Annotated in this window: 15 protein-coding genes and 1 pseudogene; 8 read left to right on the top strand and 8 right to left on the bottom strand. The window is 69.3% G+C overall.

The genetic code is table 11. The features are described from left to right. Positions 1–194 precede the first annotated feature (194 nt). Positions 195–467 carry a zinc ribbon domain-containing protein gene (locus KME80_RS53520; protein ID WP_219518819.1) on the bottom strand — a complete coding sequence of 91 codons (273 nt, stop codon included), beginning with the start codon at positions 465–467 and terminating at the stop codon, positions 195–197. Positions 468–837: 370 nt separating this feature from the next. Then, positions 838–1,758, bottom strand: a complete 921-nt coding sequence (locus tag KME80_RS47540; RefSeq protein ID WP_219518816.1) for a zinc-binding dehydrogenase — start codon at positions 1,756–1,758, stop codon at positions 838–840. A gap of 96 nt (positions 1,759–1,854) precedes the next feature. Here KME80_RS47540 and KME80_RS47535 point away from each other — a divergent pair, with 96 nt between their 5' ends. The 6 genes from KME80_RS47535 (at position 1,855) to KME80_RS47510 (ending at position 7,323) form a co-directional block, all read left to right on the top strand. Next, complete coding sequence (locus KME80_RS47535) at positions 1,855–2,388, top strand: TetR/AcrR family transcriptional regulator (RefSeq protein ID WP_308126241.1); 534 nt, start codon at positions 1,855–1,857, stop codon at positions 2,386–2,388. Between the two features lie 283 nt (positions 2,389–2,671). Continuing rightward, on the top strand, positions 2,672–3,364 hold the full coding sequence (locus KME80_RS47530; RefSeq protein ID WP_219518810.1) for an SGNH hydrolase domain-containing protein: 693 nt from the start codon (positions 2,672–2,674) through the stop codon (positions 3,362–3,364). After that, positions 3,364–4,611: an acyltransferase family protein gene (locus KME80_RS47525; RefSeq protein WP_219518807.1), complete on the top strand. Its 1,248-nt coding sequence runs from the start codon at positions 3,364–3,366 to the stop codon at positions 4,609–4,611. The genes KME80_RS47530 and KME80_RS47525 overlap by 1 nt, the downstream gene beginning before the upstream one ends. Positions 4,612–4,667: 56 nt before the next feature. Further along, on the top strand, positions 4,668–5,177 hold the full coding sequence (locus tag KME80_RS47520; protein ID WP_219518806.1) for a hypothetical protein: 510 nt from the start codon (positions 4,668–4,670) through the stop codon (positions 5,175–5,177). Then, positions 5,174–5,854, top strand: a complete 681-nt coding sequence (locus tag KME80_RS47515; RefSeq protein ID WP_219518803.1) for a winged helix-turn-helix domain-containing protein — start codon at positions 5,174–5,176, stop codon at positions 5,852–5,854. Before KME80_RS47520 ends, KME80_RS47515 begins: the two co-directional genes overlap by 4 nt. After that, positions 5,851–7,323, top strand: coding sequence for a sensor histidine kinase (locus tag KME80_RS47510; RefSeq protein ID WP_219518800.1), 1,473 nt, complete (start codon positions 5,851–5,853; stop codon positions 7,321–7,323). Before KME80_RS47515 ends, KME80_RS47510 begins: the two co-directional genes overlap by 4 nt. 8 nt (positions 7,324–7,331) lie before the next feature. Here KME80_RS47510 and KME80_RS53635 read toward each other — a convergent pair whose 3' ends face one another. Both KME80_RS53635 and KME80_RS47505 read right to left on the bottom strand, forming a co-directional pair. Beyond that, entirely contained in the window at positions 7,332–7,652 is a 321-nt protein-coding gene (locus tag KME80_RS53635) for a zinc finger domain-containing protein (protein ID WP_443681970.1), read from the bottom strand. Between the two features lie 205 nt (positions 7,653–7,857). Further along, positions 7,858–8,274 carry a cytochrome P450 family protein gene (locus KME80_RS47505; protein ID WP_219518797.1) on the bottom strand — a complete coding sequence of 139 codons (417 nt, stop codon included), beginning with the start codon at positions 8,272–8,274 and terminating at the stop codon, positions 7,858–7,860. Positions 8,275–8,818: 544 nt separating this feature from the next. Here KME80_RS47505 and KME80_RS47500 point away from each other — a divergent pair. Beyond that, a complete protein-coding gene (locus KME80_RS47500; RefSeq protein ID WP_219518794.1) occupies positions 8,819–9,628 on the top strand; it encodes a carbonic anhydrase family protein in 810 nt (269 codons plus the stop codon). Between the two features lie 471 nt (positions 9,629–10,099). Here KME80_RS47500 and KME80_RS52445 read toward each other — a convergent pair whose 3' ends face one another. Further along, a complete protein-coding gene (locus tag KME80_RS52445) occupies positions 10,100–10,342 on the bottom strand; it encodes an AMP-binding enzyme (RefSeq protein WP_372455459.1) in 243 nt (80 codons plus the stop codon). A gap of 592 nt (positions 10,343–10,934) precedes the next feature. Here KME80_RS52445 and KME80_RS47490 point away from each other — a divergent pair. Continuing rightward, positions 10,935–11,129, top strand: coding sequence for a tyrosine-type recombinase/integrase (locus tag KME80_RS47490; RefSeq protein WP_246646969.1), 195 nt, complete (start codon positions 10,935–10,937; stop codon positions 11,127–11,129). A gap of 95 nt (positions 11,130–11,224) precedes the next feature. Here the strand turns inward: KME80_RS47490 and KME80_RS47485 are convergent, their stop codons facing one another. From KME80_RS47485 to KME80_RS47475, 3 genes and pseudogenes are all read right to left on the bottom strand, one after another. Then, on the bottom strand, positions 11,225–12,223 hold the full coding sequence (locus tag KME80_RS47485; RefSeq protein WP_246646968.1) for a CU044_5270 family protein: 999 nt from the start codon (positions 12,221–12,223) through the stop codon (positions 11,225–11,227). Continuing rightward, on the bottom strand, positions 12,216–12,746 hold the full coding sequence (locus tag KME80_RS47480; protein WP_308126240.1) for an RNA polymerase sigma factor: 531 nt from the start codon (positions 12,744–12,746) through the stop codon (positions 12,216–12,218). The genes KME80_RS47485 and KME80_RS47480 overlap by 8 nt, the downstream gene beginning before the upstream one ends. A 340-nt stretch (positions 12,747–13,086) precedes the next feature. Then, a pseudogene (locus KME80_RS47475) lies at positions 13,087–13,228 on the bottom strand (transposase); the annotation flags it as partial. Positions 13,229–13,355 lie beyond the last annotated feature (127 nt).

Here is a 13,355-nt window from a genome sequence, read left to right as displayed (position 1 = left end):
CCGGCGGAGCCACCGGACCGCAGCAGCACGCAACCACGCCCGGCGCCATCGAGGCCACGCCCGCCGAACTGATGCGACTCGCTGTCAGCGCCCGCTTCGCCATCGCGCCGTCAACCTGTTCCGATGGTCCCGTCTTCAGTTGTCTCGAACTCCTCCCCGGCCCGAAGGCTGGAGATTCTCCCGTCACGTCACGGTCAAGCGGCGCGCGGGGGTTGACGCTTCGCAGACCGGATAACCCCTGAGTCTCCACGTCCTGCCACCACAGTTCCTGCCGCGGTTTCGCAATTGATCGCGGCGTTGGTGTCGGCGTGACCGGTCCACCCGCATGCGTGGTTGGTGCAGGAGAACTTGATCCCGTCGCGGGCGGCCGGGTCGCGGTGGCGGCATCGGTGGCAGGGCTGCGACGCGCCTGCCGCCGGGACTTTCACCACCCGGCCGCCGCAATCGGCGGTCTTGTACTCCAGCATGGTGACGGTTCGGCCCCAGGCTTCGCCGCTGATCGCCTGGTTCAGCCCGGCGCTTGGCTGTCGCGCGGAGCCTGCCGATCTGGCGGTAGGTGCGGGCCTGCCGGTTCGAGATCGGCTGGCCCTTGCGATGGGTGGCCCGCTGCCGGGTGGCCTCCTTCTCAACCGGCGCAGCCGTTCTTTGTCCCCCCTCACTCAGCCACGGCCCGTGTTCACGGGTGGTGCCGTCCGACAGGGCCAGGGCGACGTTGATGCCCCGAGCAAGCACACCGAGGACCCGCTAGCCGTGCCCGGTGACCCTGGCGTCCGGATTCGATTTCTCGAGCCCAGCGGCGCTGTCACCGTGGCGTGCTCACCCGGCGCACGCGCTGCCCTATCTCACCTCGAGCACGGCCTTGCCCCGCAGGTTGCCCCGGGAGATGCTGTCGAGCACGTCAGCGGTCTGGCCCCAGTCGCCCCGGTGGCCGATCTCCACCTGGAGCACGCCCCTGGCCGCCAGGTGGAGCAGGACGGTGAGGTCCTCGTGGTCGTCGGCCAGCCCCGAGTACACGAAGTGCCGCAGTGTCATGGACTGGCCCCCGCCGAACAGCTCGAAGAAGTCCAGGGTGAGAGGCTCGGCGGAGGCTTGGCCGTACCAGAGGAAGAGGCCGCCGGTACGCAGGCGTAGCGCCGCCGCCGAGCCGAGCCGGCCGCCCACCGATTCCAGGACCACGTCGAAGCCGCCCGGGGGCAGGAGGTCCACGTCGTGCGCGATGATGGCGCCGGCCCTGGCGAGGTGGGCCCAGGGGTCGTGCTCGCGGGCGACGACGGTGATGGCTGCGCCTTCGTGCACGGCCAGTTGCACCAGGAACTGGCCGACGCCGCCGGTGGCCCCGGTGGCGAGCAGGTTCAGGCCCTTCAGCGGGCCTGCAGCGCGCAGTAGGCGCAGGGCGACCATGCCTGCCAGAGGGAGTCCGGCGGCGACGTCGGAGGTGAGGGTGTCGGGAACGGCTGCGAGTTGGGTGGTGGGAGCCGCGATCCGTTCGGCGGCGGCGCCGCCGGTGGGGACGTGCATGACCACCCGTTGGCCCGCCCGCGGGCCCGAACCGTCCGCGGCGGGGTGTTCCACCACGCCTACCGCGTCGATTCCAGGCCGATAGTCGGTGTCGGGCATGGCGAGGTAGAGGTAGTCGGGGCGATTCAGTGAAAAGACCTCGACGCGGATCAGGGCCTCGTGGGGGGCGGGTACGGGGTCGGGGATGTCGGTGAATTCCACCAGGCGGGCGGGGTCGCCGGTGGCTTGTAGTGCGCGCATGGATCGCTCCGTGAACTAGAGTGCCAAAAACGGTAGTGTCACTACCGTAACAGCGAAACGGTAGCACCACTACCGTTTCTTGGTGGGAGGTGTCTCGTGCCGCGCAAAGATCAGGAACGCAATCGGCGGCGGTTGCTCGATGCCGCGCGGGAGGCGTTCATGGAGCGAGGGGGCGGGGTGAGTGTGGAGGAGATCGCCCGGCGAGCCGGCGTGGGAGCCACCACGTTCTACCGGCATTTCCCGGCCAAGGATGACCTGGTGGACGCGCTGCTGCACGAGCTGGGCCAAGGAGCTCGGGAGGTGGCGGCACGCGCGGCCACCGAGCCGGATCCCTGGCAGGCGTTCGAGCTGGTGTTTATGGAGGCGTGCGTCCTGAGCGAGCACGATCTGGCGCTGTTCGACCTGCTGTCCCGGGTCAGCCCGTCGAGCGCCGACAAAGGCAGGGCGGTGACGGCCCAGGTGATCGGCCCGCTGGTGGAGCGGGCCCAGGCGGCAGGAGCGCTGCGAGAGGACGTCACGGTGGAGGACGTGGCGGCGTTCATGCGCATGGCGGACGGCACCGCCCCCGCCGAGCGTCGCCGTAAGGCTCTGCAGGTGCTCCTCGCCGGCCTGGCCACTCACGCCGGCTGACCGGGCACACCGGAGACGCCGTCGGCTACGAGTCACTGCCGGCCCGCCTCCATGACGGCATGTCCCTCATCGTGTGATGAAACGATGACAACGACGGTGACCTCCGGATCCGCCTGATTGCCTGATGGTCATGCGATCGACGAACCTTTCTCCGAACGTCCGGCGCGCGCAAAGGCCGGCCGTCCGCCGCCGTACCGGAGCCGTCATATCACCGGCAGCAGCGACCGCGGCAGCCTTGACCATGCTCGCGGGCTGCGGCACAACGGCAGACAGCCGACCAGCGATGGCCGAGAGGACGGACCTGCACACTCAGCAGGCCGTGACCGGCGTCAGGGTGTTGTGGATGGGCGACTCCATCGCCGGTGCGCAGGCCCCGGCCCTGGAAGCGGCGCTCAGGGCTAACGGCGTGGCGTTCAAGGACGCCTCTTCCGACGGGGGCGGCAACATCGTCGCCGGCGACCATCCCGTGACGGCCAAGGTGGCCGCCGACACCTGGAAGGCGCTGCGGAAGAACCTCTCCTCCTTCCGCCCGACAGTGATCGCCTACCAGCTCACCAGCTACGACTGGGGCAGCGCGCGCCAGCAACTGTCGGCCTACCGCACGCTCGCCAGGACGGCCGGGGACGCCGGCGCCCGGCTCGTGCTGGTGTCCGCGCCACCGTTCAAGATCGACGAATTCTTCAAGCCGCACGAGACCGCGATCAAGAGGGCGCCCGCGATGGCCGCCAAGGCAGCCGACGGCACCGGCGCCGACTACCTGGATGCCGCCGAACTGTGGGGCGGCGACTACAGAGCCGGCAAGGCCCAGCGCGCCAAGGACGGCATCCACTCCTGCCAGCAGGGGTCGGCGGCCTTCGCCACCTGGTTCACCGGACAGCTCGGCAAGCTGACGGGCTTCACCCCGCTCGCGCCCCGACTCTGGGCAACCGGGCCCTGGACCGGCGACAAGCGCTTCGTCAAGCTCGGCTGCGGCTGATGGCTTCGGTCTCTCCACGCGACCGTGCCACCGCCTCCCGCCCGGAACAGGCCGGCGTTTCCCGTCGTGCGCACATCGGCGCGCTCGACGGGCTGCGCGGGCTCGCCGTCGCCGCGGTCCTGCTGTTTCACGCCGGGCATTTGCGCGGCGGGTTCCTGGGCGTGGACCTGTTCTTCGTCCTGTCCGGGTTCCTGATCACCGCTCTGCTGCTGGACGAGCTCGGCAGGCAAGGCCGCCTCGGCCTGACAGCCTTCTGGCAGCGCCGGGCCCGCAGGCTCCTGCCCGCGCTCACCCTTATGGTGACGACGGTCCTGCTGCTGGCCTGGGCGCTCGCCGGGCCGGACATGCTGAGTTCCGCTCTGCTGGACGCGCCGTGGGTAGCCGCCCAAAGCGTCAACTGGCACTACATCAGCGAGCAGATCGGCTACTGGAACGCCTGCGGCACCCGCCTGTTCGCCCATCTGTGGAGCATCAGCGTCGAGTGGCAGTTCTACCTGGTCTGGCCCCTGATCGTGGCGGTGGCCGGAAGAGGGCCGCACGGGCCTCGCAGGGTCGCGCTCGTCGCGGTCGCCGGTGCGCTCGTCTCGCTCCTGCTCATGATCAGGCTTGGCACGGCTGTGGACACCACCCGCGCCTACGAGGGCAGCGACACCCGTGCGTTCTCGCTGCTGCTCGGCGCGGCCGCCGCCGCCGTGCCCGTCCGGCACGTCGTGGCCCGGCTGCCACGCCCGGTCACGGACATGATCTGCGTGCTGCTGCTGTGCGGGCTGGGCCTCTCCTGGATGCTGACCGCCGGGGAGAAGACGCCAGGACTGTTCACCGGTGGGATGTTCGTGCATTCCCTGGCCGGCGCCGCGCTGATCGCGCTGCTCGCGCAGGGGTCCGATGGGCTGCTGGGGCGGGTGCTCGGCAGCACCCTGCCGCGCCGCCTGGGCGAGCTGTCCTACAGCCTGTACCTGTGGCACTGGCCGATCTACCTGCTGCTGCCGCGCCCGGCGGCCGCGCCCGGCGGCGTGCGGGACTGGGCCTGGACGATCGCCGCGATCGGGCTGTCACTGCTGGCTGCGGTAATCTCGAAGGCCGCCGTCGAAGATCCGGTACGGCTGCGCGCCCGGTGGGCCACCGGACGACGCGGATGGGCGGCGCTGGTGGTCACGGCGGTCACGGCGGTGGGCCTGTGGGCGGCGATCCCGCGGCCGGTGAGCGGTGCCGGGACGGTGGACGTGAGCAGACTCGACCAGCTGTGACCGCACCGATCATGCCCGAGAACAGGAGACGACAGATGCCCGGGACGCTGGGTCGCATGGCAGCCGCCCTGGCCGCGGCGGCGATGCTGGCGGGCTGCGGAATCACCGACACCGACGTACACCCTGCGGGGCGGCCGGTCGAAGGCGGTCTGACCGCGAGCAGCAGCCGGTTGCTGCGGGTGTACTTCATCACTCCGCAGGGCACCTGGCCGGTGTCCCGCCCGGCCCTGGCCGGCGACCGGCTGCCGCAGGCCATGAAGGCGCTGCTGGCCGGCCCCACAGCCGACGAACGCGCCCGTGGGCTGATCACGCGCCTGCCTTCGACGTCTCGGCCGATCCAGGCCCGCACGAGCGAGGGCCGGGTGGAACTGCGTCTGCCGTGGCTGGTGCGCGACCTGCAGCACGCCGCGGTGAGCCAACTGGTGTGCACGGCCGCCGTGGCCTCGGACGCCGGCGGCGATCCCGTCATCGAGGTGCTGGAGCCCGGCATGGGCGACGACCCCTGGCTGGTCAGGTGCGATGAGAGCGGGACGGCCGTCCCCGTTGAGCAGGGAGGCTTCTCATGACCCGGGTGCTGCTGATCGAGGATGATCCGGCGGTGCGGCGGGGCGTGAGTCTCGGCCTGCGCCACCGCGGACACGAGGCCCTGGTGGTCACGACCGGTGAGGACGGGCTGGCCGAACTCGTGGCCAGTGCCCCCGACATCGTGCTGTTCGACCTGATGTTGCCCGGCATGAGCGGCCTGGAGACCTGCCGCCGCATCCGCGCGTTCAGCCAGGTGCCCATCGTGATCCTTTCGGCGCGCGACGATGACGTGGACATCGTCGTGGGCCTGGAGGCGGGCGCCGACGATTACGTGATCAAACCGGCGAGCGGCGAGGTCATCGAGGCCCGCATGCGCGCGGTGCTGCGCCGCACCTCCCAGCCGTCCGTCGACCAGGCCCGCACCCCCTACGGCGACCTGCTCATCGACCGGGTCGCGCTGCGTGTGCTCAAGCAGGGCACGGAGCTCGCGCTCGCGCCGACGGAGATGAAGCTGCTGCTGTTCCTGTCGGCCGCGCCCGAGCAGACCTTCAGCCGCCAGCAACTGCTCGAGCAGGTGTGGGAGCACACCTTCCACGGCGACTACCGGCTGGTCGACGCGTGCGTCATGCGGCTGCGATCCAAGATCGAGGACGACTCCCGCGATCCGCGCTACATCCAGACCGTGCGCGGCTTCGGCTACCGGTTCGGCCCGCTGTGATCCGGCTGTCGCTCGTCCGCGGGCTGCGGGCCCAGCTGGTGCTGGTGTTCTTCCTGGTCTCCGCGCTCAGCGCGGTGGTCGCCGCCGCGGTCACCTTTCACCAGGGCCGTACCGCGATCGTGGAACGCGCCCAGGCCGACGCCTTGCAGGAGCTGCGCGTCCACCTCGCCGCCCGCGTACCCGATCTGCCAGCCGACCCCAGCGAGGCGGACCTGCGCACGCTGGCCCGGCAACTGGACCGCGCGGCGGGCGTACGCGAGTGGCGCACTGCGCTGTCCTACCGCGGCGGCCCGCCTGTCACCGCCGGAACGCAGGCGCCGCCGCTGCCCGTGCAGCTGCGCACCCGGGCGGCCACGGCGAGCACGGCCCTGGCCCAGCGCTTTCACCACGACCGGTCGCCCTGGCTGGCCGTGGTCCTTCCGGTCACTGCCGCCGCGAGCCCGCACGGTCCCGCACCGCTGCTCGTCTACGCCTGCCTCCCGCTGACCTCGCATCAGCAGGACGTGGACACGCTGGCCGCCGCCGCCCGCGCCGGCGCACTGCCCGTCGCCGCGGCTTCCCTCGTGCCCGCGCTGCTGGCCGCGCGCCGGCTGCTGCGGCCGGTGCGGCGGCTGCGTACGGCCACCGAGCAGATGGCCGGCGGCCGCCTGGACACCCGGGTGAACGTCACCGGCACCGACGAGCTCGCCGACCTCGGCCGCACCTTCAACACGATGGCCGCCGCCCTGCAGGCCGACGCCGCGACGTTGCGCGCCATGGAGGCACGGGCGCGCAGGTTCGCCGCCGACGTCTCCCACGAGCTGCGCACGCCACTGGCCGCCATGAGCGCGGTCACCGAGATCCTCGACGCCGACGCCGCGAGCGGCCGGCTCGCGCCGCTCACCGCAGAGGCGCTGCACCTGGTCTCCGACGAGACGCGCAAGCTCACCCGCCTGGTCGAGGACCTGATCGAGGTGTCCCGCTTCGACGCGGGCGCCGTCGTGCTGCACCTCGACGAGGTCGACCTGGGCCAGCTCATCACCAAGACGCTCGCGCTGCGGCGCTGGCAGGAGCGGGTCCGCACCGACATCCCGGCCGGGCTACGCGCCCGCCTCGACCCGCGCCGCGCCGATGTCATCCTGGCCAACCTCGTCGGCAACGCCCTGCGGCACGGGGGCCCTGAGGTGTCCGTGCTCGTCCAGGTACGGGCCGATACGGGCCAGATCACCGTCATCGTCTCCGACGACGGACCGGGCATCCCCGCCGACCTCCTGCCGCACGTCTTCGACCGTTTCACCAAGGGCGACGCCGCCCGCACCCGGACCGAGGGCAGCGGCCTGGGCCTGGCCATCGCAGCCGAGAACGCGCACCTGCACGGTGGCACCCTCACCGCGGCCAACGCCCCGCACGGCGGGGCCGTCCTGACCCTCACTCTGCCCGTCCTACCTCCGCCCGCAAAGGAAAGTGCGGCGCATCACCCACCGAAATGATCACCTGCTCATCGGCGCCGGCCTTCTCCCTCGCCCACATCGCCTCCCCCGCGGCGGAGGGGAGTCCTCGCCGACAGCGCCGCAACGTCCAGGGCCGGGCCCGCCTGCCACACGGCTCGGGCCCGCGCTCGGCGGGAGTGCGCACCTCCAACTCGGCACGCAGCTGCGACACCAGCACGAAGCGCGGCGTGGTACTTCAACGCGACCTTGCCGCCCCGCGTGCGGCAGGCGCTGCCTGCGGACGCCTCGCACATCGGGCAATCGAACTGTTCAACGACGCCAGGCCGGAGTCGATCCCGGTCTCTGCCATGTCCTGTCCAGGTCGACAGCGTCGACCTGGACGCTGCCCGAACCCACCGGGATGCCGATCACGTTCAGTCCCGCGACCCCGGCCAGCACCCGGGCATCGCCGGACGACAGGTCACGAAACCGTTGTCACAGGACGTACTAGGGCGGGTGAAATGGCGCGTCATCTGGGTAATCGCCGACCAGGTGATCATAATTTCGCTGTTGGCAACCCGAGAAATCTGCAGATCACCTCATGCGCCAGCGGTCGGGCGAACGCTTCGACGAGATCGGCTTCCCCGGCCGGAAGGAACCGGGCGATGAGGTTCGTGGCAACCTCCTGCGCCACTGGCCGCCACTATCGACCGCGCGAATACCGAAGAGTTGGCGGATCGATCTGCGCAGCCGCTCGTGCTTCGGCGGATCGGCGGTCTCCATGCCGGCCGATATCGGTGAGAAGATGAGTCCCTGGCCGCCGTCTTCATCTTCGTCCCCGACCTGGCTGGACAGTCTGTTGTCCGCTATCAGAGACCGCACCTCGTATCGGGTGATCAACCAGACCTCCCGACCGGCGCCGACCTGAACGGGACAAGTTGGTGCTTGCTCTCGAAGACGTCGGTAGGAGCCGTGCAGATCGTCGGCGAACTCCTGCTCGGCGATGTTCATGCGGCCTCTTGGTCACTTGAGCTGTTCATGTGACCCGGTTGAGCCGGAAGGGTGGCCCCTTGTCAACAGTCGGGGTGTCTCTTGGCGGATGTATGGCCTCGCAGCCGAATGGCCACGCTCACAGCAGCGGTTGTGGCGGCCGCCACGGGGATTCGACGTTTCGGGTAGGACGGGTCACCTGCTGGGTTGTCGCAGAAATCGCACGACATGCGGCTCACGCTGCCATCAATACCCCCGTTGCATACAGGACATAAATAATCCCATACGATTCGCAGGAAAGATGACCATTTGGCCTGATCGGTGACGGCACCGCAGGTTCCGTGGCTGGCCGGAGCCGTTCGGTGGCCCGGTTGAGGTTTAGAGCGTCTCCCGTCGCCTCTTTGGTTCGTGAATGGGCTCAATATCGTCGGATGTGCTTTGTCCTGACATAAACAACCGTTTACCTTTTTGGTCGTAAATTTCATAGGAAACCTTCTTGATTAATTGTCTCAGGATCGTAGGTTCGGGTTTGTCATTACGCCTCTTCCTTATCGGAAGGACGCCCATGCGCTATCGCACCCTGTCAAGCCGGATCGCTCGATTAGCAGCCGCGATCTCCCTCGCCCTCGTCGCGGTCCCCGCCGGCGCGCAGGCGCACAGTCCCACTTGCCCCGGCACCGGTACCGACTCGGCCGTCAGCAGTCCTGTCGTGATCGACGCCTCGATCGCCTGTCCTGATGGCGCGCCCGCGCTCAGCGTCGTCTACGCCCCCAGCGTCGACGGAATCGTCTCCCTCGACGACAAGGCGCCGACCGGGGGAGCTCCCAGCGACCACGACGACCTCAGATTCACCCCCATCACGCCAACCGGCTCCACCCCGTCACACGTGGTCTTCGGCAACCAGACCTACACGCTGAAGAACGTGCACTACCACGGCCTCGCCGAGCACAAGTTCGCCTCTCAGCCGGGCTTCTCCCCGCTGGAGGCCCACCTGGTCCACGAACTGGACGGCCCCGCCCTCGGCTACGTCGTCCTGTCCGTGCTGCTGAACACCGGTGACAACGGATGGTCGGAACACGACCACCTCCTGCACGAGCCGCCCAGCACCGTGGGCGCGACCAAGAACGTCTTCGCCGTCAACCTCCAGGCGCTGCTTCCCCCACCAGGCAGCCGCAGCTACTACCGCTACACCGGCTCACTCACCACCCCCGACGCCAATCACGTGTACTACAAGCCGGTGAACTGGATCATCTTCAGCCAGTACGGCACCGCAACTCAGTCCCACATCAGCGGTGTCCACGACCTGTGGGGCCCCAACGGCAACAAGCGAGGGCTGCAGAGCAACCCGCAACCGCCCAACATCTACCTCAAGTGACCGCACGCCCGGCCGCAGGGAAGGGCCGGTACGTCAGCACTGCCGCGCGGCGACGTCCGCGCGATGGATCCAGCCGCATCACTGGCTGAGGACGCCCGCCATCACCCCGGCGCCAGATCCGCCGGGCGAGACCGGCGCCCGACCGCTTCCGGGAATTCGGAACCGTCAGGGCAGAGCATCCTTCAGAAGGCCGCAGCCCTGTCGTGAAGGCGCTCTCGACGCCACGGCATCCGCAGTTTCTCTGCACACTCGGCATGTCCCGAGCCGGGTGACGGCCACCGAACCGGCCCACGTCCAGGACATCGCAACCCGATGACCCTGGACGACACTGCGGCCCAGGCGCTCGACCGGCCGTTCCGTGCTACCTCAGGGCACGGCCGGTCGACACCTTCGACACGATCCACACTGACGATCAGGCCGACCTTCCTGAAGCCATGACAGCCGCCGCGAAATCAGCATCCTCTCCAATGGCTACGAGGTGCCTTCCTGGTGTTCGCGGTGTTCCCTGAGCTGGGTTTTGAGGGTCTTGCTGCCGGGGTTGCTGGGCAGCGCAGCCACGAACCGCACATACCGCGGACATTTTGTATCAGCCAGGCGGGCCCTGCTGAACGCCTCGATCTCGGCCTGGGTAGGAGGCACGGACGGGGCGCGCGGGACGATGACGGCCAATGGGGTCTCGCCCCACTTGGGGTCGGGTACGCCGACGACGGCCACCTCGGCGCAGTAGATGTTCTCCCCCTCCGGAGATGATCATGTCCTTGTTGCGGTCGACGACGTAACAGTAGCCCTCGTCGTCCTGGCGGACGAGGTCGCCGGAGTGGAACCAGCCGCCCTGGAAGGCCTCGGCCGTCGCGGCGGGATTGTTCCAGTACTTCTTCATCACCATGGGGCTGCGATCTCGCCTCGTCAGCAGGTGCTCTCAGCTTGTCGCATAGCCTCTGACCTTCGCGTTCGGGCCTTTGCGGGCATGTCGGGCTGTGACTGGGCGTAGCTGGTCAGGTGGTGCGGCGAGGCTTGGCGCCTGTGCGGTGGTGTGCTGGGCGTTTGAAGAGTTCGCCGGCGACCAGGAGGAGTCTGACCCCGTGGCGGGGGTGCGGGCCGGTTCTTGGAGCCTGGCGGTCGTCCGCGGCCGGGCGTGGAGGGTGTGGGCGCACGGGCGATCGGTGGTGTCTTCGCGCGCAGCTGGCGAAACCCCCGGCGGACTCGGGCCGGGGTGAGTGTGGCCGCCTGCAGCGGCTTTTCCCAGGGGCGGCGCAGGTCGTGGGTCAGGCTGCGGGCGAGGCGGAGCTGGGTGTGGGCGGCGGAGATGGGGCTCGATCTGCACCAGCTCCGGCACAGCGCGGCCACCCACCTCGGCGAAGCCGAGATCCCGCTGCAGCTCATCATGGGCAAGACTCGGCACAAGAACCCCCGCATCGCCAGGCGCTATGTCAGACCCGGCGCTGAGGCCATCGCCAAGGTCACGAAGTGCTGGCGCCCCGCCGCCGTAACTACTGATTAACTGAGTGGCGGCTCGCCGGAGCTATAGGAGTTCCGGGCCGTGGCAACGGGCAGACGGTCCCTACCATGCCGTCTACCCGAGCCCCGATGCGCCGTCTACTCCACGATCGGCGCGCTGTCGGCGACGCTCACCTTCAACTGTGCGCTCGACGACACCACGCTCCCGACCGGAGCATCGGCCAACTTCGCGTCCACGACCACCCCCCGGCGGCCGAGATAGTTGTAGGACTTCCGGTCAAAGATGTACTCCTCCCTGACCCCGTTGGGCGAGACCATCGCCGCCGCGATGCCCTTGCGCCCCGCGGCGTCCTGCGCCTCCTTCACTGTCACCACCCCGGGAATCGTCGCCGCGGCGCGGAAGAGCGCGGCCCGCTGCGCGGCAGGCAGATAGGACTCCTGCAGCAGCCCGCCGACCCGGTTCCACGCCTCGTAGTCCTGCAACCCGTCGTTGGGCACCTGGGTGTAGAGGTGCTTGCGCATGCCCTCGGTGTCGGTCGGCAGCTTGCTGACGTAGGCGTAGTCGTTGCGCAGGAACTCGGCGCGGTCATCGAAGTCGGCCGCCCGCTCCGGACGGCCGGGCTTGCCCACCAGCGCCTGCTCCGCTCGTGCGGCCGGCGGAAGCGGATGCCCCGGGTACGGCAGCGGCGCCAGAATCTCCTCCTGCAGGATTCCCTTGACCGCGCTGCCCTCGACCGGCAGCCAGATCGTGCGCTTGGAGCGCGACAGCCAGATCCCCGCGTCCCCTCCGGAGGTGTCCATGCTCTGCGACTCATAGACGAGGAACTGGCCGGGCCTGGGGTGCAGCTCCGGACGGCTGCCGACGTGCTCAGCCGCCCGCGACAGCACCTCCACGGCCGCGACCGTGCGGCCCATCGGTGGGGGCGGCACCGGGGCAGATGGGCTCTGGACGACGAACACCGCAGCTGCCACCGCAGCGGCCAGACCCCCTGCCAACGTGGCGCGCACTGCGAGTCGGCGAAAGCCGGAGCGGACCGGGGCCGACATACCGGCCATCAGGCGCTCCGCCTCGGCGCGCAGGTCCTCCTGCTCGGGGACCTCGGAGCGGAAGCTGTTGAGCTGGGCCAGCTCATCCATGGCGAATCTCCTCGATGACGAGTGCGGTGGGGTCGGTCCCGCCCAGTTCCTCCCGGATCTTCGCGCGGGCCCGGTTGACGCGCGAGCGGACCGTTCCGACGCGGATGCCGAGCGCCTCGGCGGCTTCGGTGTAGGTGAGGCAGCCCCAGGTCACCAGGAGCATCGCGTTGCGGTGCCCGGCGGGCAGCGCGGCAAGCGCGGCGGCCAGGCGTTGCTGTACGGCCTGAGCGCTCAGCCGCTCGTCGCTGCGTGAGGTGAAGGGTTCGGTGACCGGGTCCACACCGGTGCGGGCCAGCAGGTTCAGCTGTCTTGCCTCGGTGCGCTTGTGGCGGCCGATGAGGTTGGTCGCGATGCCGTACAGCCAGGGCAATGCGTTGTGCCTGACCAGGTCGTAGCGGCCGCGCTGGCGGAAGGCAGTCAGGAAGGTCTCCGCCACCACGTCCTCGGCGACGTCGAGTCCGAGGCGGCGGACGACGAATCTCTTGATCTCAGGCGCGTGTCTGCGGAAGATTTCCGCGAACACCTCTGGCTCCTGCCGGGACCGCGCGATGACGGCGGAATCGGCGGGGCTCGTTTCTGACATGCTATGGCCTCTCGGCTCACGGATGGGACACCCCTACTTGCCCGCCCGGGGCGGACCGGTTCCCGCCATCAGGTCCGGACCTGCGGACCAGAACGAAACCCGCGACGACGAGGACGACCGCTGAACGGCTGGCCCAGCGGCTGGCCTGCGTGGAGGTCGCCGGCCTGGCGGAGAGATACGAGATCCTCATCGTGATCAGAGCGCATTCCAGGGGTCGTCGCAACACGCATGATCAGCTGGTTGCTTCGAGCAGCATAGCGAGACGCTCGGCTGGGGTATCTCAGTCGAGCGTCTTTCGTGGTCTGGCATTCAATTCAGCAGCGACGGCGGCCAAGTCCTCGGGGGTGAACGGACAGGTCCGTGCCCTTCGGGAAGTACTGGCGCAGCAGGCCGTTCGTGTTCTCGTTGGAGCCGCGCTGCCAGGTCGCGTCCGAGATGCGGTGTAAATGTGAACGAGCGTAGGTTGCCGTGCGGAACCGACCAAAGTTCGCACTACGCAAGGACCTACGCTCGTGGCACGCACACTACCGCCCATTCAAGCCATCCGCG

This window comes from Nonomuraea ceibae, from assembly GCF_019396325.1.
GTDB classification, from domain to species: domain Bacteria; phylum Actinomycetota; class Actinomycetes; order Streptosporangiales; family Streptosporangiaceae; genus Nonomuraea; species Nonomuraea ceibae.
The sequence above is the reverse complement of the archived record's forward strand: the minus strand, read 5'-3'. Positions and strand labels throughout refer to the sequence as shown.

What these genes read in the sequence shown, in the direction of transcription:
- KME80_RS47530 (WP_219518810.1), top strand. Translation starts at nt 2,672, where the DNA reads ATGGCCGAGAGGACGGACCTGCACACTCAGCAGGCCGTGACCGGCGTC.
- KME80_RS47485 (WP_246646968.1), bottom strand. Translation starts at nt 12,223, where the DNA reads ATGGATGAGCTGGCCCAGCTCAACAGCTTCCGCTCCGAGGTCCCCGAG.
- KME80_RS47490 (WP_246646969.1), top strand. Translation starts at nt 10,935, where the DNA reads ATGGGGCTCGATCTGCACCAGCTCCGGCACAGCGCGGCCACCCACCTC.
- KME80_RS47540 (WP_219518816.1), bottom strand. Translation starts at nt 1,758, where the DNA reads ATGCGCGCACTACAAGCCACCGGCGACCCCGCCCGCCTGGTGGAATTC.
- KME80_RS47525 (WP_219518807.1), top strand. Translation starts at nt 3,364, where the DNA reads ATGGCTTCGGTCTCTCCACGCGACCGTGCCACCGCCTCCCGCCCGGAA.
- KME80_RS47500 (WP_219518794.1), top strand. Translation starts at nt 8,819, where the DNA reads ATGCGCTATCGCACCCTGTCAAGCCGGATCGCTCGATTAGCAGCCGCG.
- KME80_RS47515 (WP_219518803.1), top strand. Translation starts at nt 5,174, where the DNA reads ATGACCCGGGTGCTGCTGATCGAGGATGATCCGGCGGTGCGGCGGGGC.
- KME80_RS53520 (WP_219518819.1), bottom strand. Translation starts at nt 467, where the DNA reads ATGCTGGAGTACAAGACCGCCGATTGCGGCGGCCGGGTGGTGAAAGTC.
- KME80_RS47505 (WP_219518797.1), bottom strand. Translation starts at nt 8,274, where the DNA reads ATGAACATCGCCGAGCAGGAGTTCGCCGACGATCTGCACGGCTCCTAC.
- KME80_RS47520 (WP_219518806.1), top strand. Translation starts at nt 4,668, where the DNA reads ATGGCAGCCGCCCTGGCCGCGGCGGCGATGCTGGCGGGCTGCGGAATC.